We start from the raw sequence: 17,619 nt of genomic DNA on the forward strand, positions 1-17,619 counted from the left end.
GATCCGGCTGGTCGGACCGGTGCAACGAAAACACCGAGGACCCGAATACCACAGCAGTGCCGGAAGGAAAACGGATCACGGTGAAGCAGAATTCCGGGCGAAAGGGCCGCGGCTCCTCGATTCGCTCTCGCGTGCTCGCGATCGCGTTGATTCCTAGCGTGGCGTTGCTGATCGTCGGTATCGCGCTCGCCGGATACCTGATTTTCGACGCGTCGCAGGCGCGGAGTTACGCGCAGAAGATTCGCGGTTCGGAAGGCCCCGGCATTCCGTTCCTGCTCGCCGCGGAACAGGAACGCCAGCTGTCGATGAGCGTGCTGGCCGGACAGGACGCCGCGCGCGCCGCGCTGCTGGCCACCCGGCCGAAGACGGACGCGTCCGCCGCGCAGATCACCTCGGTGCTGCAGGGCAACTTCGCGAGCGACTCGAACGTGCCCGCGAGCGTCAAGCAGAACATCGCCACATTCGCCGCGCTGGAAGCGAAACTGCCGCAGCTGCGCCAGCAGGTCGACTCCGGCCAGGTGCCGCGGCTCGAGGTGTTTTCCTTCTACAACCAGATCATCGACCAGTTCACGCAGGGCGTCGCCGGGCTCGCGCAGGCCGCGCGCGGCGCGGACAACGCCTACGCCCGGCTGTCCGCGATCCCGATTTTCAACGCCGCCGAGGAAATGCAGCGCAGCGACGCGCTGGCGTCGGCCGGGCTCGCCTCGGGCGGGCTGTCCGGCGACGAGCAGCGCGCGTACCTCGGCCAGATCGGCGCGTACCACGCGCAGCTCGAGCAGTCGGTGCCGCAGATGGTGCCCGAGGTGCGGGCGAACTACGACAAGCTCGTCTCGAGTCCCGCGTGGACGACCGTGACGCAGGTCGAGAACGCCTTGCTGTCCGGCGCGAAACAGCTTCCGGTGCCGCTGGAGCAGTGGCGGACCGACGCCAAGCAGGTCGCCACCACGCTGATGACGATGTTCGCCGCGCAGAGCGCGCACGCGACCAACGCGGCGATCACCGACGCGGACGACACGCTGCGGAACTCGATCATCGCGGGCGCGGCGGCGGTGCTCTTCGCGCTCGCCGTGGTGCTGATCGCGCTGCGGCTGTCGAACCGCTTCATCTCCCGGCTCGCCCGGCTGCGCGAGGACACCCTCGACGCGGCCGAGGTGCGGCTGCCGGAACTCGTCGGCCGGGTGCGCGCGGGCGAACCAGTCGACCTCGACGAGGGCGGGCATCTGCTCGACCACGGCACGGACGAGATCGGCGAGGTGGCCGAGGCGTTCAACCTGGCGCAGCAGTCCGCACTCGCCGCCGCGGTCGAGGAGGCCAAGACCCGGCAGGGCACGAAGGCGGTGTTCCTCAACATCGCGCACCGCAGCCAGGTCATCGTGCACCGGCAGCTGAAGGTGCTGGACGCCGCCGAGCGCAAGCAGGAGGACCCGGACCAGCTCGACACGCTGTTCCGGCTCGACCACCTCTCCACCCGCGCGCGGCGCAACGCGGAGAACCTGATCATCCTCGGCGGCGGCCAGCCCGGACGGCAGTGGCGCAATCCGGTGTCGCTGGTGGAACTCGTCCGCGGCGCGGCGGCGGAGACCGAGCACTTCGCGCGGGTGAAGACGGCGAAGCTGCCGGAGGTCGCGGTGCGCGGTCCGGTCGTCGGCGACCTCGTGCACCTGCTCGCCGAGCTGATCGACAACGCGACGTCGTTCTCGCCGCCGGAATCGCGCGTCGAACTTCGCGGCAACGTCGTCGGCAAGGGCGTCGTGATCGAGGTCGAGGACCAGGGTCTCGGCATCGAGCAGGAGCAGGCCGACGAGTTCAACGCGATGCTCGCCGACCCGCCGGACTTCGGGATCATGGCGCTGTCCGACGAACCGCGGCTGGGCCTGTTCGTGGTCGCGCGGCTGGCGTCGCGGCACGGGATCTCGGTGCACCTGCGCGAATCCGCGTACGGCGGAACTCGGGCGATCGTGTTGGTGCGCAAGGATTTGCTCGCGCCGATCAGCGAGACGGAGCCGTCGGACACCGAGGCTGACACGGAATCGGACGGGCCGCCGGAGCTGTCCCGGCTCGCGGTGGAGCCGTCGCGGCCCGCGCCGGAACCGCAGCGGGCTGAGCCGCAGCGACCGGAACTGCCGCAGCGGAAAGCGTCGCGCCCGGAACCAGTGCAAGCGGAACTGCCGCAGCCGTCGCGGGTCGCACCTGAGCCTCGGGTGGCACCGGAACAGCAGCGGCCGGAGTTGCCGACCCGCCGTGCCATGCGTCCGGTCGCCGAGGCGCCGCCGGTCCGCCCGCAGCAAACCCGTCCGCAGCACGAGCAGCGTCCGCCCGCGGACAACGGCCGGGCGCCGCGTCCGGCGGTCGAGAACGGCCGCGCCGCGCCGCCGCGTCCGCCTGGTCGTCCGCCGCTTCCCCAGCGGCGACGGCAGCAGAACCTGGTTCCGCAGTTGCGCAGTGACCGGCCGGCCCCGGAATCCGACGACGTCCGCGAGGATTCGCCGGAGGAGGCCCGCTCCCGGCTCAGCGCGTTCCAGCAGGGCACCCGGCGGGCCCGCGAGGCCGATCCCGGGCACGACAACAGGTACGGAGATCGCGACTGATGGCGAACAACGGCGTCAACGAGCTCGACTGGCTGCTCGACGACCTCGTGCAGCGGGTCGCCGGCGCGGACCGCGCGGTGGTGCTGTCCGCCGACGGGCTGCTGATCGGCCGGTCGGGCAACCTGTCCGAGGCGGACGCGGAGCACCTGTCCGCGGTCGCGTCGGCGTTCCAGAGCCTCGCCCGCGGCACCGGACGGCACTTCGGCGGCGGCAACGTGCGGCAGACGATGGTCGAGATGGACCACGCGTTCCTGTTCGTCACCGCGGCGGGCCGGGGCGCCTGCCTCGCGCTGCTGGCCGGGGTCGACGCGGACATGGGGCTCGTCGCCTACGAGATGAACCTGATGGTCAAGCGGGTCGGCGCGGTGCTCACCGCGGCGCCGCGGGCCGGAGCGGTCCAGCGGACCTCGCCGTGATGGCGCAGGGCCGCGAGTCCTGGTACGAGGACGAGGCCGGTCCGCTGGTGCGGTCCTACGCCGTCACCGGCGGGCGGACCCGGTCCGACACGCGCGGGCTCGATCTCATCACCCTCGTCGTCGCGCTGCGCACCGCGAGCGAGACGCCCGGCCTCGAACCGGAGTACTCGCGCATTCTTTCCCTGTGCCAGCGCCCGGTTTCGGTCGCCGAGGTGGCGGCTCGCGTCGATCTGCCGCTGCCCGTGGTGAAGGTGCTGCTGAGCGATTTGATAGAACGCAACCTCGTGCTCTTCCGCACCGCGACGCCGGTGACCGACGCCCCCAGCCCCCACGTACTCCAGGCGGTTCTCGATGGCATCCGGAAACTCTGAGCCCCGCCGGTCGCTCACCGCGCAGGCGGTGAAGGTGCTCGTCGCCGGCGGCTTCGGGGTCGGCAAGACCACCCTGGTCGGCTCGGTGAGCGAGGTGCCGCCGCTGCGCACCGAAGAGGTGATCACCGCCGCGTCCGAGGGCGTGGACGACCTGTCCGGCGTCGAGGGCAAAACCACCACGACGGTCGCGCTCGACTTCGGCCGGATCACCATCAACCCCGAGCTGATCCTGTACCTGTTCGGCACGCCGGGGCAGGACCGGTTCTGGTTCATGTGGGACGAACTGGCCGAAGGCGCGCTCGGCGCGGTGGTGCTGGCGGACACGCGGCGGCTCGAATCCTGTTTCCCCGCGGTGGATTTCTTCGAGCAGCGCGGGTTGCCGTTCGTGGTCGGCGTGAACTGCTTCGACGACGCTTACCGGTATGGGACCGAGGAAGTCCGCGGGGCGTTGGATCTTGATCCGCAGGTGCCGTTGCTGCTGTGCGACGCGCGGGAGCGGGATTCGACCAAGCAGGTGCTGACGGTGTTGATGGAGCACGCGCTGGGGCGGGCGATGCTCGTGAGCGGCAACCCCGGTTAGGTTCCCGGGATTGCCGCTCTGTCGCGGGTTTCAGCGACGGCGCAGATTGTCCAGTGCGGCCGCCCCCGGCCCCACCACGGCGATGGTGAGGAAGATCCAGGCGAACAGGGCGGCGGGCTCGCCCATGTTGTGCAGGGGGAGAAGGCCTTCCGGGGCGTGCACGGTGAAGTAGGCGTAGGCCATGACGCCGGAGAGCACCGTTGCCGAGATTCGGGTGAAGAGCCCGGCGAAGACCAGGATCGCGCCGACCACCTCGATCACGCTGGCCCACCAGCCCGGCCACTGGCCCAGCGGGAGTGCGCCGCCCGCGTTGTCGATGCCGCCGAAGAGGCCGAAGCCCATCAGGCCGTGGCAGAGGAAGAGGAACGACACCACGGCGCGGAAGAGGGCCAGGACGGTGGGGCGGGCCTGGTCTGCCAGGGACTTCTTGCCTTCGGTGATCGCCGTGGTCTTCGGGGCGGTGGTGGTGGTCATGGTGGGGTCCTTCCCGGGTGGCTGTGGGGTGCTTCTGCCTAGGCGTCGAATGGGGTTGGCTTGGATCGACACATCGCCGGGAAGTTTTTTCTGTGGGGGTGTTTGGGCTGGTCAGTGGGGGGCTGGCAGGGTGGGGGGATGGTTGTCAGGCGTAGTGCTGGGGTGTTGGTTTTTCGGCGGGGCGCGGCGGGGGTCGAGGTGTTGCTCGCGCATATGGGCGGGCCGTTTTGGGCTAAGAAGGATTTGGCTGCTTGGTCGTTGCCCAAGGGGGAGGTGGAGGACGGGGAGTCTCTTGAGGTGGCTGCTCGGCGGGAGTTTGAGGAGGAGTTGGGGGTGCCGGTGCCTTCTGGGGAATGGGTTGCGTTGGGGGAGGTTCGGCAGTCCGGGAAGGTGGTGACTGCTTGGGCGGTGGAGGGGGAGCTTGATCCGGCTCAGGTGGTGCCGGGGGTGTTTGAGATGGAGTGGCCGCCTCGGTCTGGGCGGATGCGGGAGTTTCCTGAGGTGGATCGGGTGGAGTGGTTTTCTCTCGAGGTGGCTCGGGAGAAGTTGGTTAAGGGGCAGCGGGGGTTTTTGGATCGGTTGGTTGAGCTGGGGTGATTCGGCTCGTCGCCTGGCGGCGACATTGCGCCCTGGGTCGGCCCCGCACCCCGAAGCCCGATTGTGCTGACGGTTCGGGGGTGCTTGTCAAGGCGGGAAAGATGCCTTGACAAGCACCCCCGAACCGTAGGGAGGCTTCGTATCGGGGTGCGGGGGCGGGTGTGGGTGCTGCTACTCGATGAAGCGCCGCAGGAGCGTGTTCAAGGAGGTGGTGGTGAAGGACGGGAGGACTAGGTCTGCTTTGGCGAAGTCCAGTGTTGCGGTGATGGGGTTGGGGACTGCGATGGTGGTGATTCCGGCTGCTTTTGCTGCGCTGACTCCGTGTGGGGAGTCTTCGAAGGCCAGGGCCTCTTCTGCGGTTACGCCTAGGGTGCGCAGGGCTGCCAGGTAGGTGTCTGGGTCCGGCTTTGGTTTGTGGCGGTCGCCCGTTTCTACTGCGGTGAAGCGGGATGCCAGGCCTAGGCGTTCTAGCTGGCCGTGTACCCAGGTTCCGGACGAGCTGGAGGCGACGCCCAGTGCCAGGCCGCGGCGGGCGGCCTCGTTCAGGTAGTCGAGTACGCCTTCTCTCGGGCCGTCTTCGGCTAGGAGTTCGTGTACTCGCTCTCGCATTGCGGGGCGCAGGGTTTCCGGGTCGATGCCTGCTGCTTGTTCGGCCAGGAGTGTGAACATCGTCGCGGCGGTGTTCTGGGTGCCGATGACTGTGTGCCAGACGTCCAGGGGGAGTTCGACTCCGTGCCTGGCGAACATTTCTTGCCAGGACCGCAGTACCGCCGCTTCCGTGTCGGCCAGGGTGCCGTCGAAATCGAAGATCAATGCTCGCGTAGCCACGTTTCGCAGCTTGCCTCACCTGGTCCGGCGGCGGGATCAGTTCGTGGTGAAGAACTCCGCGAGTACCGGGGCCAGTGCGGCGGTCTTCACCAGGTGCGTCTGGCCGGGCAGGGTGCGGTAGTCGGCGTGCGGCAGTTGGCTTGCAGCCGCTGCGACGCCGTTGCGCATCCACGCTGGGCTCTTGCCGCCGTCGAGGATCAGGGTGGGGGCGGTGATTCCGGACCAGCGGGCTTCGGGCAGCGGGCGGCCTGACTGGTTGTCGTCCATGATCTGCGCGTCGTAGGCGAGGGTGTGGGCGACGCGCTTCATGCGCGGCCAGGCCGGCATCAGGCGCATCGCCCAGACCATCAAGGCGGGGAGGCCGACGCCTTCGACCATGAAGGTCTTGATCGCGTTGCCCGGCTTTCCGGCGGCGACGGCTGCTTCGAGTTTTGCCTGGTAGTCGGCGGGAACTCGCTTGCGGGTGCCGTCGACGACGAAGGGCGGTTCGTACACCGCGACCTTCTTCACCGGCACGCCGCGGTGGGCGGCTTCCAGGACCAGGGCGGCGCCGGACGAGATGCCGTACAGGGAGATCTCTCCGCCGGCTTCTTTGGCCAGCGCGGTGATGTCTTCGATCTCGCGCTCGACGTCGTACGGGCTCGTGTCGCCGCTTTCGCCTCGGCCTCGGCGGTCGAAGGTGTAGACGGTGAAGCGGTCGGAGAGGGCCTTGGCGAGGTCGTCGTTGGGGGTCGAGGTGCGGTAGCAGAGCGCGCCGTCGACGAGGACCAGTGCGGGGCCGGAGCCGATGCGGGAGTAGGCGATCTGGGTGCCGTCGGCGGACGTGACGGTGGGCATGGGGTTCCTCCTCGGGGTGGTGCCGTTGGAAGAACTCTCGCATCCGACTAGTTGAGTTGTCAAGACAAAAAAATTATTCGGTGGGGCACGGGGTGACGGCGAGGGAGAGTGGGCGAGGGATTAGGCGCTGCGCAGGGTCAGCAGGGCGATCTCGTTGGGGGCGAAGACCCGGAACGGCGGGCCCCAGAAACCGGAGCCGCGGCTGTTGTACAGCTGGGTCGGGCCGTGCTGGGTGAGGCCGGACAGGGTGGGCTGGTCCAGGCGCACCAGGAGGTGGAAGGGCCAGATCTGGCCGCCGTGGGTGTGGCCGGAGATCTGCAGGTCGACGTTTTCCTCGCGGGCCTGGGCGACCTGTTTGGGCTGGTGGGCTAGCAGGACGACGGGTACCTCGGGATCGGAGCCGTCGAGGGCGGCGGCCAGGTCGGGGCCGTGGCCGGGCAGTCCGGAGGCGGCTCCGGTGGGGTCGTCGATGCCGGCGAACAGCAGGCGGGCGCCGTCTCGTTCGATCAGGGTCGAGCGGTTGTGCAGGGTGTCCCAGCCGAGGCTCGCCATGTGGTCCAGCCAGGCCTGGGCTTCGCCGAAGTACTCGTGGTTGCCGGTGATGTAGAACCGGCCGAGCGGCGCTTGGACGCCGCCGAGCGGGTCGACCTGCTTGCGCCGCTTGGCGACCGACCCGTCGGCGAGGTCCCCGGCGTGGCAGACGACGTCGGGCTGTAATCGGTTCAGTTCGGCGACCAGGCGCTCTGACCAGCGGGTGCGGTCGAGCGGGCCGTAGTGGGTGTCGGTGATGACCGCGACGCGCAGTCCGTCGAGCCCGGGGCCGAGCTTCGGCAGCACGACGTCGACCGCCTTCACCGGCGGCACCCGCATGGCGATCCGGTTCCCGCTGACGAGCAGCACCGCCGCGACGGCGAGCGTGGCCGCGGCTACGATCCGTGGCCGCGCGGGATCGTCCACTCCGGACACGAGCAGGACCAGCCGCAGCACGTGCGTGAGGACGCTCCAGGTGAACAACACCCAGATCGTGCCGAGCGTGACGTCCCCGATCCGCGCGGCGGCGTCGCTCTGCTTCGGACCGTGCCCGAGCACCATGAGCACCGGAAAACTCAGTGCGGCCACGCCGAAAACGACCGTGCCGACGACGGTGCCCGCGACCGGCCAGTCCGGCAGCAGCACGAGCACCGACCACGGCTCGCCGAACAGCAAAAGCACCGCGGCGACCACGAAGGCAACCCGACGAACTCCAACCACGGTTCTCTTCCCTTCGCCCAGGTACTACCCAGCGTAGCCGCAGTCCGAAGGCAGGCGTGGTGGTGCCGTTGCGTGGTTAGGGCGAGGCGGGCAGCAGCGGTTCGACGGGGGTGAAGCCGCGGGCGCTGCGACCGCTGGGGATTCGGTCAACCGACACGCGACCGGGTAACCTGCTGCTCGGATTTCGCGTGGCTCAGGATTCTCCGCGACCCGCGCGCCAGCTGGCCACCGTTTCCTCGACGTCCAGCGGCCTGGCCCGCAGCACCGGGCCGTCTTGCGGCATCGCGTGTGCCTTGCGGATGCGGTCGTTCAGGTCCTCGACGATCTCCCGCACCTTGCGTTCGGAGTGGACTTTCGCCAGTTTCCCCGGCAGGTCTTGGATTTCCCTCGGCAGGGCGAGCGACGGCGGCAGGAACGCGGACACGTCGAGGTCGCCTTCGCGAGCGCGGCGGATCGCCCAGTCTGTCGCCGCGTCGCGGCCGGTCGGGGGCGGCAAGGGTTTTCCGGCTCCAGGCAGGTCTTCGAAGTCGCCGCGGGATTCGGCGGCGGCGATTTGCCGGTCGACCCAGGTGCCGTACGACACGCCCGGTGGTTTGCGTTCCGTCACGGGAACCACCTCCCTCGCTGCCCAGCGTAGCGGCCAGTGCGCCGGTGCGGAGGGGACGAAGGTCCTGAAACGGCAGGTAAGATCCCACGCTGACCGCACGGAGGGCCGGGAGGGGACGCGATGATCGTCGAGCAGGAGGGCGACGGTCCCGAGGCTGCGCGCGAGGAAGTCGCGCGCACGCTCGCCTTGTTGTGGCGCGACCGCACGGGCGCCCCGGAACCCTCAGCGCGCGGCAGGCGCCCGACGCTCACCATCGAACGGATCATCGTGGCAGCCATCGCGGTCGCCGACGCCGAGGGGCTTGTCGCGACGTCGATGCACCGCGTGGCCAAGGAACTCGGGGCGGGCACGATGACGCTCTACACCTATGTTCCCGGCAAAACCGAACTGATCGACCTCATGGTGGACACCGTTCTCCTCGAACGGAATCTCCCCGGCCCGGGCGAGCCCCGGCCGCAGGACTGGCGTGCGCAGGTTCGCGTCTACGCCGACCGAACGCGCGATATTTACCGGCGGCATCCGTGGCTGCGGGAGCGGTCGAGGGTGCGGCCCGCGCTCGGTCCAGGACAGCTGGCCGGTCAGGAATATCTGTTGTCCATTATGGACGGCCTGGGTTTGCCCGCGCGTGAAGTCGTTGCGGCGGCTAGTTCGGTCGCGGGCTATGTGGACGCGAATGCGGCGGCCGAGGCGGAGAGTGTCCACTTGGAACAGACTACGGGACAGTCTAACGACGCGTGGTGGGGACAGCGTTCTTCTTTCTGGTACACCTATTTTGACGTCGAATCCCATCCGGCGATGAACCGGACCTGGCTCGCAGGCGGGTTCGACAAACCCTCTGCGAAGCAGGCGTCGGACGCGTCTGAGTTCGGATTGGACCGGCTGCTCGACGGGATCGCCGACCGGATCGACCAGGTCCGCAAATAGGATCAAGCACTCGCTCCGCCTGCCGGGTCGCCATCACTTGGGCGATCATACCGCCGAGAGAGACGCCTGCGACGCGGAAACCCTTGTGGGCCAAGGCTTCGCACACCCATCCAAGCTGCGGGCGAGTCAGGAATCCCCGAGCGCGAACCGGATCCCGGTCGCTTCCTCGGAAAGCGTCCACAACCGACGGCCCCGCGCCGTATCCCGCGAAGCGCCCATCGCCGTCCCCAATCGGGGCCGACCCACTCCGCCGAACGCCGGACCGTAGTAGGAACCGCCGGTCGCGGCCGGATCGATCGCGGCCCGAACCACCGGCCAAGCGCCGTGATCTTTGCCGTGCGTATAGGGCGCGAGCAGCCGCATCACCGGCACCGGCTTGGTGATTCCCGGCCGGGCGGGGCTGGTGCGTTCGAGGCTGAACCCCGGGTGCGCGAGGATCGACTGCACCGGCGAACCCGCCGCCCGCAGCCGTCGGTCGAGTTCCATCGCGAACGACTGCACGGCGTGCTTCGACAGCGCGTACGCACGAAAGTCCGAATACTTGTGCGAGCTCTGCAGATCGTCGATGTCGTACGGGTACATCCGGGTGATCAGGCTGCCCGCCAGCACTACCCGCGCGGATGAGGCGGTCAGCACCGGCATCGCGAGCGCGGTGAGTGCGAAGTGGCCAAAGTGGTTGGTGCCGACCGCCAGTTCCAGGCCCTGTTTCGTGGTCCGGCGCACGGGGCCGGGCGCGGTGATGCCGGCGTTCTCGATCAACGCGTCCACGCGGTCGAGCCGTCCGAGCGCCTCGACGGCCGCCGGGACGGAGTCGAGATCCGCGAGGTCAAGCGGGATCGTGCTCAGCGAGGCCGAACCGACGCGGGTGCGCACCATCTCGACGGCCGCGCGCAGCCGTGAAGGGTCGCGGCCCAGCAGCGCGACGTGTGCTCCGGCGGCGGCCAGTTGCTCGGTGATGAAATAGCCGATTCCGGCGTTGCCCCCGGTCACCGCATAGGTCTTGCCAGCGAGGTCGGGCAAGTTCCGGGGATTCCACGCCACGATCGCCCCCAACAGTCCGGTTTCCGGTCGGTCCGGACTATACGAACGCCGCGGTCAGTGCGTCGGCGCGGCCTCCGTAGTGGTGCTGGAAGTCGTGGTCGACGTGGCCGGGTTCGCCGGGGCGGAGGAGCTGGACGGCGTGGTGCTGGTCGGGGTGGTCGGCGTCGTCGGCGTGCTGCTCGTGGGCGTGGTGCTGGAAGGCGTGGTCGGCGGAGCGCTGGTCGGCTTCGCGGGAGTGCTGCTGCTCGGCGCGGTGCTGCTGCCAGGAAGCTGCGTCGGCGTGCCGGGCTGGTTCGGCGTGCCAGGCTGGGCCGGGGCGACCGGCGGCGGGACGGGCGGGGCGACGTCGCCGGCGGGGCTGCCCGCGGCGGCTTCGACCGCGCCGGGGCCGGGCGGAGCTCCGATCGGGACCTTGCTGTCCGGCAGGTTCGAGACGCCGCTGCGGTAGCCGTTCGCGTACGCCATCACGGTGTCCACATAGGACTGCGAGTTGTTGTACCGGCGCACCGCGAGGCGCTGGTTGGCGTCGGTGGAGAGGTCCAGACCTCCCGAGCACAGGTAGCGCGCGGTGGCGAGGGTCTCGTCGTAGATGTTGTTCGGGTCGGAAATCCCGTCGCCGTTGCCGTCGGAGGCATACGACGCCCAGGTCGACGGGATGAATTGGGTCGGGCCGACCGCGCGGTCCCACACCGGGTCGCCGTCGTAGCGGCCGTGGTCGGTGTCGCGGATCGCGGCGAATCCGCCGGAACCGTCGAGGACCGGGCCGAGAATGCGTTCGAGGGTGTTGCCCTTGGCGTCGACGTAGCCGCCGCGCGCGTGGTTCGACTCGACCCGTCCGATGGCCGCGATCAGCGCCCAGTCGACGTGGCAGCCGGGCTGTTCGCGGGCCATGATGTCGGCCGCGTTGCGGTAGGCGCGCAGCATGCTCTCCGGGATGCCGAGCGGACCGGCGGTGGTGGCCGAACCGGGGCCGTTCGGGTAGCCGGGAACGCCGAGCGCCTGCGGGACCGGGGGCTGCGGGAGGCTGCCGTCCACGCCGATCGGCGGGAGCGTGATGCCGGGCGGCAGGCCGGGGAAGTTCGGCGCGGGCTGGGCGGCAGACGGCGGCTCCGCGGCGCGCAACGCCACCGGGATGCCGGACGACGTCACCGTCGGCAGCACCACGAGCGCGCCTCCGGCGAGGGCGGCGAAAGCCCGGCTCCGGGCGTTCCGTCCCTGCGGGCGGCGTCTGGCCATGCGTGTCTCCCCGTTCGTTCGGCCGGTCTGCGGCCAAAGCTAGCGGATCTGTGCGCGATCCGGTGAGGGGTCGCCGGAATTCTGTCCGTTCCGGCCAACTTTCGTTCGTCTGGCATAAAACCTTCGGTGGGTTCCGGTCATCGGTGCTTAACCGGGATTTTGCTGAATAGGCCGAATGGAGTAATCCGTTCGTCGGGTCCACAGTGGACCGCGGCGGACCCGGGGGCGATTTACGCCGCCGGGCCGAATCGTTTCCGGTATTCCGACGGCGACAGCCCGGTGTGCCTGCGCAGCCGCAGCCGGAGGTTCGCGCCGGTGCCCAGCCCGGTGCGGGCGGCGATGCGGTCCAGACCATGTTCGCCGCGCTCGATGAGGCGGCGGGCCAGCGTGACGCGTTCGGCGGTGAGCCAGGCGAGTGGCGTCGTGCCCAGTTCGGCGCGGAACCGGCGGTGCAACGTCGCGGCGCTGGTCGCCGCGCGGGCGGCGAGATCGGCGACCGTGAGCGGTTGGTCGAGGTGCTGCCGCGCCCATTCCAGCACCGGCGCGAGCGAGGCGTCCGGAATCTCCGGCACCGGGCGTTCCACGAACTGTTGCTGGCCGCCTTCCCGGTGTCCGGTGAAAACGAGGCGACGGCTCACCGCGTTGGCGATTTCCGCGCCGTGGTCACGCTGGATTACATACAGCGACAGATCGAGCGCGGCCGCACTTCCGGCGGCGGTGAAAACTGTGCCGTCCTCGACGAAGAGGACGTCCGGCTCCAGCCGGACCCGCGGGTAGCGCGCGGTGAACGCCTCGGCCCACTGCCAGTGCGTGGTGGCGCGGCGATCGTCGAGCACGCCCGCCTGGGCCAGGGTGAACGCGCCGGTGCAGAAGCTCATCAGCCGCGCGCCGCGGGCGTCCGCTCGCTGGATCGCGGCAATGATCTCCGGGTCGGCGGGAGTCTGCGGATCCGGCCGGTTCGGGACGATCACGGTGTCCGCGGCATCGACTGCTTCGAGACCGGCGACGTCGGCGAGGGTGAAGAACCCGAGGTGCATCCGGGCCTGCCCGCCGGGCGCCGCGAGCGCGAAGTCGTACCACGGCGTCGGCAGTTCCGGCCGGCGCAAGCCGAACAGCTCCGTCGCGACGCCCATCTCGAACGGGTTCGAGCCGTCGCCGGCGATCATCACGACGCGGTGCGAGGATCCTTTCGACATGTGCGATTCCTAGCACTCCCGGCCGCCGGAAACCAGGCCCAAGATCGAACCATGACAACTCAGCCCCTCGACTTGCAGGCGGTGCTCGCCGGATTCGACGCTCCGTGGAGCCCGCGGATCGTCGCCAACGTCAACGACTACGACATCCGCCTCGCCCGGTTCGCCGGCGAACACGTGTGGCACAAGCACGACAACACCGACGAGTTTTTTCTCGTCCTCGACGGCAGCATCGAGATCGGCCTGCGCGAAGCGGACGGCGAACGGACTGTGACGCTGACGCGCGAGCAGGGGTTCGTGGTCCCGCGCGGCACGTTCCACAAGCCGTCGTCGAAGGAGGGTGCGGTGGTGCTTCTGGTGGAGCCGTCCGGGACGCTTTCGGTCGGCGACGAGCACGAGGAAGTGCCCGACACTGTCGACGTGACCGTCGGGCATCGCGTCTGACCTGCTGGGTTGCACCGTGGGACGGCGTATCCTCGCCGTCATGAAACGCACTTCCTTCGCGCAGTGGCCGTGCTCGATCGCCCGGACCATGGACCTGCTCGGGGACTGGTGGACGCCGCTGGTGCTGCGGGACGCGTTCTACGGCGTCCGCCGCTTCGATGAGTTCCAGCAGGCGCTCGGCATCGCGCGCAACACCCTCGCCGACCGGCTGCGCAGGCTGGTCGACGAGGGTTTGCTGGAGAAGCGCGCCTATCAGGCCGAACCGGTGCGCTACGACTACGTGCTCACCGAGAAGGGCCGCGACTTCTGGAGCGTGCTGGCCGCGATGACGGCCTGGGGCGACCGGTGGCTGGCCACCGAAGCGGGCCCGCCGATCGTGCTGCACCACGACGCCTGCGGGCACGACACGACCGCGACCGTCGTGTGCGCTGATTGCGGCGAGCCGCTATCCGCCGACGACACCCGAATGCGGCGGGGCCCAGGCTTCCCCGAACGCCTCTCGCAGCGCCCCGACGTCCAAGCGCGGTTCGCACCCCAGGAGTAGCCGTCCGTGAGGGGAACCCTGAGGGACTCTGAGTCCCTCAGGGTTCCCCTCACGGCTTTTGGGCTCCCCGTGATTGACATGGTTAGTCTTGTTACGCAACTATGCTGGTCGAGACGCCAACGGAGGAGGACTCGCCATGGAGTGGACCGGCGCGCGGTACGCGGACGCCCCGACTGTGCAGGTGGACGCGTGGATCGACGGCTCGCCCGAGCAGGTCTGGCGGTTCGCCTCGGACGTCGTGCTGATGCCGGAGTTGAGCGGCGAACTGCAGTCGGTCCGGTGGTGCGACGAGGGCTCGGCGCCGGCGCTCGGACGGTCCTTCGTCGGGCACAACCACCACGACATGCGCGGCGACTGGGAAACCACGTCCTACATCGTCGAATGCGAGGAGCCGCGCGTTTTCGCCTGGGCGGTCACCGATCCGGCCAATCCGACCGCGGTCTGGCGGTTCACCCTCGCCCCGGAGAACGGCGGCACGCGGCTCACGCAATGGGCGCAGATGGGACCGGGGCCGTCCGGCGTGACCGAGGTGATCGCGCGGATGCCGGAGAAGGAACAGAAGATCGTGCACGTCCGGCTGAGCGAGTTCGAGGCCTCGATGACCGCCACGCTCGGCGCGATCAAGGACCGCGTGGAGACCGCCGGATGATGCGCACGGCCACCACCGTCGAGGCGTCGTCCGGCTGGCCCGGAACCCGGGATTTCGTGCTGGAGGCGGAAAAACTGGGTCTCGACGAATGCTGGGTGGCCGAGGCGTGGGGTTCGGACGCGCCTTCGGTGCTCGGCTACCTCGCCGCGCGCACGGACCGGATTCGGCTCGGCTCCGGCATCATGCAACTCGGCGTGCGCACGCCGGTCGCGCTCGCGCAGGCCGCGCTCACTCTCGCCGAGATGTCCGGCGGACGGTTCGCGCTGGGGCTCGGTCCGTCCGGCCCGCAGGTGATCGAGGGGCTCCACGGGGTGCCGTTCGCACGGCCGCTGACCCGGATGCGCGAGACCGTGCAGATCATTCGCAGCGCGTTCGCCGGAGAGAAGATCTCCTTCGCCGGCAAGGCTTTCCAGATTCCGTTGCCCGGCGAATCCCGCCCGATGCGGCTGTCGGCGAAACCGAACGAGAACATCCCGATCTACCTGGCCACGCTGTCGCCCCGAATGCTGGAGCTCACCGGCGAACTCGCCGACGGCTGGCTGGGCACGAGCTTCGTCCCGGAAGGTGCCGACGCCTACTTCCGTCATCTCGACGCCGGGCTCGCGAAAGCCGGCCGGAGCCGCAGCGATCTTGTGGTGTGCCAAGGCGCGGAGGTCGCGTTCGCGTCCGATGAGGACGAACTGCGGACCATGGTCGCCGGGCGCAAGAAGGAACTGGCCTTTTCGCTGGGCGGCATGGGTTCGGCGAGCACGAACTTCTACCACGACGCCTACAGCAGGCAAGGCTGGGCCGAGGTCGCCGCTGAGGTGCGGGAACGCTGGCAGTCCGGGGATCGCGACGGCGCGGCCGGGCTGGTGACCGACGAGATGGTGCTCGCGACGACGCTGATCGGCACCGAGGACATGGTCCGCGCGCGGCTGAAGGTGTGGCGCGCCGCCGGAGTCGACACGGTCCGGCTGTATCCGGCGGGCGACACCTTGGAAAACCGGCTCGCGACGCTCGGCCGGGCACTCGAGTTGGTAACGGAAGTGCCCTGACAGACCAAGCATTGGGCCAACCGGCTGCGTCGGCGGGTCCAGCTGCGCCATAGTGTCGGCGATCCCGAACACCAAGGAGTCGCTCGATGCGCAAGATCGTGTCCACCCTGTTCGTCTCGCTTGACGGCGTGGTCGAGGCGCCGGACCAGTGGTCGCTCTCGTACTGGAACGACGAGCTCGAACACGCGGTGGGCGACGGCATGGCGGACGCCGACGCGATGTTGCTGGGCCGCGTGACTTACGAGGGCTTCGCCGAGGCCTGGCCCGGCCGCACGGACGACCCGGGCGCGGAGTTCATGAACAGCGTGCCGAAGTACGTCGCCTCCACCACCCTGACCGCGGCGGACTGGCACAACACGACCCTGCTGCGGGGAGATCTCGGCGAGGCGATCGCGGAGCTGAAGTCCAGCGAGGGCGGCGACATCATGACCAGCGGGAGCACGACGCTGGTGCGCTGGCTCCTGTCGCACGGGCTGGTGGACGAGCTGACCCTGCTGCAGTACCCGGTGGTGGTCGGCAAGGGACGGAGGCTGTTCCCGGCGGAGGGACCGCAGCTGGACTTCCGGCTCACCGACACGACGGCGTTCCGCAACGGGGTGCTGCGGTTGGTGTACCGGCCTTCTGACGACTAACGGTCCAAAGAGGACTGTCCGCGAGACCCCGAATCCCGCTCGGTTCGCCGAGCGGGATTCGGGGCATCTCCGGGTCATTCCGCCAGGCGAGCGCCACGACGCCAGATGGCGCGGGTGTTGAGCGTGTCGCTGATGTCGCTGGTCGGGTCACCGTCGACGAGCAGAAGGTCGGCGCGGAGTCCCTCGGCGACGCGGCCTCGGTCGCTGAGCCGGAAGCGGCGGGCGGTGGTCGCGGTGGCTGCCCGCAAGGCGCGTTCGGGCGTGAGACCGGCTTGCACCAGGTACTGCAACTCGTGGTGCAGGCTTGCTCCGTGCGCGAGGCCGCCGAAGAACGTCTCAGGCATGGATACGTCGGTGCCCGCCAACACGTCGACACCGGCGGCATCGAGCGCGCGCACAGTGTCGTACACGTCTTCGAGTTTGCCCTGCGGATAGCGGTTGTAGCTGGAGCGCAGGGTTTCTTCCCACTTGTCGTCGAGGCGCGCGGCGACCCGGGGGTCGTCGGCGAGCGCGCTGCCGGTGATCCCCATCAGCGAGGCGTTAAGGCTGATGCAGGGAACGACGAACATGCCCGCGTCCTTGACGAGGCTGATGATCTCGGCGGTGTGCGGCTGGTCCATGAAGACGTGGGCAAGGCCGTCGATGCCCGCCTCGACGGCCATCTTGGTCGCCTCCACGGTGAGCGCGTGAGCGACGGTGAGCGCGCCGTGCTTCTTGGCTTCCGCTACCCCGGCGTTCACGGTGGCCTGGTCGAGACACGGCAGTCCTGGATGTCCTTCCACGCTGCCGTCGTCGATCATGAACTTGATGAAATCGGAGCCTCTGGCGAGGAGTTGCGGGACGAAGGCGGCCGCTTCCTCGGGCGTGGTGGAGAACGGCATCACGGGCATCACCGGCGGGAGGTCCCACTTCGGCCGGAACCCTTCGGGCATCAGCTCGCTGGGATGACCGCCGGGCGGGGTGATGCCGAATCCGGCGGACCGCACGTCGGCGACGGTGTCGTCGTCGGTGATGTGCCCCCGGTTCTCCCGGGTGTTCATCCCCTGCATCTCCAGTTCGGTCGTGACCCCGAACCGCAGGGCCAGCGCCAGCGAGCCCGGGGCGGAGTGCACGTGGGCGTCGATGAGCCCCGGCAGCAGGGTCGCGCCAGTGCCGTCGACGGTTTCGCTGCCCGCGGGGATCTCGCCGCCGACCTGGGCGATCCGCGTGCCGTCGAGGACCACGGTCTGCACGCCGAGGGACTTCTCCCCGTCGAAGACCCGGGCGTTGGCGATGGCGGTGAGTGTCATGGCGGTTCGTCTCGTTTCCTTGCATCGAGTATTTACATACCTAATGATATGTACTTGCGATCGGGTATGCAAATGGGCTGG

Annotated in this window: 20 protein-coding genes; 11 read left to right on the forward strand and 9 right to left on the reverse strand. The window is 69.2% G+C overall.

Features of this window, described 5'->3' with window-relative positions; translation table 11 throughout:
- Nucleotides 1-80 precede the first annotated feature (80 nt).
- The 4 genes from ABD156_RS13690 to ABD156_RS13705 are packed head-to-tail and all read left to right on the forward strand — an operon-like array spanning nucleotide 81 to nucleotide 3,955.
- Nucleotides 81-2,588: a sensor histidine kinase gene (locus ABD156_RS13690; protein ID WP_344271711.1), complete on the forward strand. Its 2,508-nt coding sequence runs from the start codon at nucleotides 81-83 to the stop codon at nucleotides 2,586-2,588.
- Nucleotides 2,588-3,004, forward strand: a complete 417-nt coding sequence (locus ABD156_RS13695; RefSeq protein ID WP_009082431.1) for a roadblock/LC7 domain-containing protein — start codon at nucleotides 2,588-2,590, stop codon at nucleotides 3,002-3,004. The genes ABD156_RS13690 and ABD156_RS13695 overlap by 1 nt, the downstream gene beginning before the upstream one ends.
- Nucleotides 3,004-3,375 (forward strand): DUF742 domain-containing protein, encoded by a 372-nt coding sequence (locus tag ABD156_RS13700; RefSeq protein WP_344271717.1) that lies wholly within the window; start codon nucleotides 3,004-3,006, stop codon nucleotides 3,373-3,375. Before ABD156_RS13695 ends, ABD156_RS13700 begins: the two co-directional genes overlap by 1 nt.
- Complete coding sequence (locus ABD156_RS13705) at nucleotides 3,356-3,955, forward strand: GTP-binding protein (protein WP_009082429.1); 600 nt, start codon at nucleotides 3,356-3,358, stop codon at nucleotides 3,953-3,955. Before ABD156_RS13700 ends, ABD156_RS13705 begins: the two co-directional genes overlap by 20 nt.
- A 30-nt stretch (nucleotides 3,956-3,985) precedes the next feature.
- On the opposite strand, the gene ABD156_RS13710 is transcribed toward ABD156_RS13705, so the two are convergent.
- The gene (locus ABD156_RS13710) at nucleotides 3,986-4,429 is read right to left on the reverse strand and encodes a DoxX family protein (RefSeq protein WP_344271723.1); all 444 of its coding nucleotides are present in this window, start codon (nucleotides 4,427-4,429) and stop codon (nucleotides 3,986-3,988) included.
- Nucleotides 4,430-4,567: 138 nt separating this feature from the next.
- Between ABD156_RS13710 and ABD156_RS13715 the strand changes: the two genes are divergently transcribed.
- Nucleotides 4,568-5,026, forward strand: a complete 459-nt coding sequence (locus ABD156_RS13715) for an NUDIX hydrolase (protein WP_344271726.1) — start codon at nucleotides 4,568-4,570, stop codon at nucleotides 5,024-5,026.
- 171 nt (nucleotides 5,027-5,197) lie between these two features.
- Here the strand turns inward: ABD156_RS13715 and ABD156_RS13720 are convergent, their stop codons facing one another.
- The 4 genes from ABD156_RS13720 to ABD156_RS13735 all read right to left on the reverse strand — a co-directional run bounded on the left by ABD156_RS13720 (nucleotide 5,198) and on the right by ABD156_RS13735 (nucleotide 8,549).
- Nucleotides 5,198-5,854 (reverse strand): HAD family hydrolase, encoded by a 657-nt coding sequence (locus ABD156_RS13720; protein ID WP_344271729.1) that lies wholly within the window; start codon nucleotides 5,852-5,854, stop codon nucleotides 5,198-5,200.
- A 36-nt stretch (nucleotides 5,855-5,890) separates the two neighbouring features.
- The gene (locus ABD156_RS13725; protein WP_344271731.1) at nucleotides 5,891-6,691 is read right to left on the reverse strand and encodes an alpha/beta fold hydrolase; all 801 of its coding nucleotides are present in this window, start codon (nucleotides 6,689-6,691) and stop codon (nucleotides 5,891-5,893) included.
- Nucleotides 6,692-6,811: 120 nt separating this feature from the next.
- Nucleotides 6,812-7,942: a metallophosphoesterase gene (locus ABD156_RS13730; RefSeq protein WP_344271734.1), complete on the reverse strand. Its 1,131-nt coding sequence runs from the start codon at nucleotides 7,940-7,942 to the stop codon at nucleotides 6,812-6,814.
- 193 nt (nucleotides 7,943-8,135) lie between these two features.
- A complete protein-coding gene (locus ABD156_RS13735; RefSeq protein ID WP_344271737.1) occupies nucleotides 8,136-8,549 on the reverse strand; it encodes a DnaJ family domain-containing protein in 414 nt (137 codons plus the stop codon).
- A 120-nt stretch (nucleotides 8,550-8,669) separates the two neighbouring features.
- On the opposite strand from ABD156_RS13735, the gene ABD156_RS13740 reads away from it, so the two are divergent.
- Entirely contained in the window at nucleotides 8,670-9,473 is an 804-nt protein-coding gene (locus ABD156_RS13740) for a TetR/AcrR family transcriptional regulator C-terminal domain-containing protein (RefSeq protein WP_344271740.1), read from the forward strand.
- A gap of 126 nt (nucleotides 9,474-9,599) precedes the next feature.
- Here the strand turns inward: ABD156_RS13740 and ABD156_RS13745 are convergent, their stop codons facing one another.
- From ABD156_RS13745 to ABD156_RS13755, 3 genes are all read right to left on the reverse strand, one after another.
- Complete coding sequence (locus ABD156_RS13745) at nucleotides 9,600-10,493, reverse strand: SDR family NAD(P)-dependent oxidoreductase (protein WP_344271743.1); 894 nt, start codon at nucleotides 10,491-10,493, stop codon at nucleotides 9,600-9,602.
- A gap of 75 nt (nucleotides 10,494-10,568) precedes the next feature.
- The gene (locus ABD156_RS13750; RefSeq protein ID WP_344271746.1) at nucleotides 10,569-11,750 is read right to left on the reverse strand and encodes a lytic transglycosylase domain-containing protein; all 1,182 of its coding nucleotides are present in this window, start codon (nucleotides 11,748-11,750) and stop codon (nucleotides 10,569-10,571) included.
- 230 nt (nucleotides 11,751-11,980) lie between these two features.
- Complete coding sequence (locus ABD156_RS13755) at nucleotides 11,981-12,946, reverse strand: helix-turn-helix domain-containing protein (RefSeq protein ID WP_344271749.1); 966 nt, start codon at nucleotides 12,944-12,946, stop codon at nucleotides 11,981-11,983.
- 51 nt (nucleotides 12,947-12,997) lie between these two features.
- Here ABD156_RS13755 and ABD156_RS13760 point away from each other — a divergent pair, with 51 nt between their 5' ends.
- The 5 genes from ABD156_RS13760 (at nucleotide 12,998) to ABD156_RS13780 (ending at nucleotide 16,249) form a co-directional block, all read left to right on the forward strand.
- Nucleotides 12,998-13,387: a cupin domain-containing protein gene (locus ABD156_RS13760; protein ID WP_344271752.1), complete on the forward strand. Its 390-nt coding sequence runs from the start codon at nucleotides 12,998-13,000 to the stop codon at nucleotides 13,385-13,387.
- A gap of 40 nt (nucleotides 13,388-13,427) precedes the next feature.
- Nucleotides 13,428-13,931 carry a winged helix-turn-helix transcriptional regulator gene (locus ABD156_RS13765; protein ID WP_093573414.1) on the forward strand — a complete coding sequence of 168 codons (504 nt, stop codon included), beginning with the start codon at nucleotides 13,428-13,430 and terminating at the stop codon, nucleotides 13,929-13,931.
- Nucleotides 13,932-14,067: 136 nt separating this feature from the next.
- Complete coding sequence (locus tag ABD156_RS13770) at nucleotides 14,068-14,580, forward strand: SRPBCC family protein (RefSeq protein WP_344271758.1); 513 nt, start codon at nucleotides 14,068-14,070, stop codon at nucleotides 14,578-14,580.
- On the forward strand, nucleotides 14,580-15,617 hold the full coding sequence (locus ABD156_RS13775) for an LLM class flavin-dependent oxidoreductase (RefSeq protein WP_344272337.1): 1,038 nt from the start codon (nucleotides 14,580-14,582) through the stop codon (nucleotides 15,615-15,617). Before ABD156_RS13770 ends, ABD156_RS13775 begins: the two co-directional genes overlap by 1 nt.
- 86 nt (nucleotides 15,618-15,703) lie before the next feature.
- Nucleotides 15,704-16,249 (forward strand): dihydrofolate reductase family protein, encoded by a 546-nt coding sequence (locus tag ABD156_RS13780; RefSeq protein ID WP_344271761.1) that lies wholly within the window; start codon nucleotides 15,704-15,706, stop codon nucleotides 16,247-16,249.
- Nucleotides 16,250-16,323: 74 nt separating this feature from the next.
- Here ABD156_RS13780 and ABD156_RS13785 read toward each other — a convergent pair whose 3' ends face one another.
- Nucleotides 16,324-17,538, reverse strand: coding sequence for an amidohydrolase family protein (locus ABD156_RS13785; RefSeq protein ID WP_344271764.1), 1,215 nt, complete (start codon nucleotides 17,536-17,538; stop codon nucleotides 16,324-16,326).
- Nucleotides 17,539-17,619: the final 81 nt, after the last annotated feature.

This window comes from Amycolatopsis albidoflavus (assembly GCF_039525725.1).
Taxonomy (GTDB): domain Bacteria; phylum Actinomycetota; class Actinomycetes; order Mycobacteriales; family Pseudonocardiaceae; genus Amycolatopsis; species Amycolatopsis albidoflava.

Excerpts from the sequence above, each read along its gene's own strand:
- ABD156_RS13695 (WP_009082431.1), top strand. The coding sequence starts at position 2,588 with ATGGCGAACAACGGCGTCAACGAGCTCGACTGGCTGCTCGACGACCTC.
- ABD156_RS13700 (WP_344271717.1), top strand. The coding sequence starts at position 3,004 with ATGGCGCAGGGCCGCGAGTCCTGGTACGAGGACGAGGCCGGTCCGCTG.
- ABD156_RS13705 (WP_009082429.1), top strand. The coding sequence starts at position 3,356 with ATGGCATCCGGAAACTCTGAGCCCCGCCGGTCGCTCACCGCGCAGGCG.
- ABD156_RS13710 (WP_344271723.1), bottom strand. The coding sequence starts at position 4,429 with ATGACCACCACCACCGCCCCGAAGACCACGGCGATCACCGAAGGCAAG.
- ABD156_RS13715 (WP_344271726.1), top strand. The coding sequence starts at position 4,568 with ATGGTTGTCAGGCGTAGTGCTGGGGTGTTGGTTTTTCGGCGGGGCGCG.
- ABD156_RS13725 (WP_344271731.1), bottom strand. The coding sequence starts at position 6,691 with ATGCCCACCGTCACGTCCGCCGACGGCACCCAGATCGCCTACTCCCGC.
- ABD156_RS13740 (WP_344271740.1), top strand. The coding sequence starts at position 8,670 with ATGATCGTCGAGCAGGAGGGCGACGGTCCCGAGGCTGCGCGCGAGGAA.
- ABD156_RS13750 (WP_344271746.1), bottom strand. The coding sequence starts at position 11,750 with ATGGCCAGACGCCGCCCGCAGGGACGGAACGCCCGGAGCCGGGCTTTC.
- ABD156_RS13755 (WP_344271749.1), bottom strand. The coding sequence starts at position 12,946 with ATGTCGAAAGGATCCTCGCACCGCGTCGTGATGATCGCCGGCGACGGC.
- ABD156_RS13760 (WP_344271752.1), top strand. The coding sequence starts at position 12,998 with ATGACAACTCAGCCCCTCGACTTGCAGGCGGTGCTCGCCGGATTCGAC.
- ABD156_RS13765 (WP_093573414.1), top strand. The coding sequence starts at position 13,428 with ATGAAACGCACTTCCTTCGCGCAGTGGCCGTGCTCGATCGCCCGGACC.
- ABD156_RS13770 (WP_344271758.1), top strand. The coding sequence starts at position 14,068 with ATGGAGTGGACCGGCGCGCGGTACGCGGACGCCCCGACTGTGCAGGTG.
- ABD156_RS13775 (WP_344272337.1), top strand. The coding sequence starts at position 14,580 with ATGCGCACGGCCACCACCGTCGAGGCGTCGTCCGGCTGGCCCGGAACC.
- ABD156_RS13780 (WP_344271761.1), top strand. The coding sequence starts at position 15,704 with ATGCGCAAGATCGTGTCCACCCTGTTCGTCTCGCTTGACGGCGTGGTC.
- ABD156_RS13785 (WP_344271764.1), bottom strand. The coding sequence starts at position 17,538 with ATGACACTCACCGCCATCGCCAACGCCCGGGTCTTCGACGGGGAGAAG.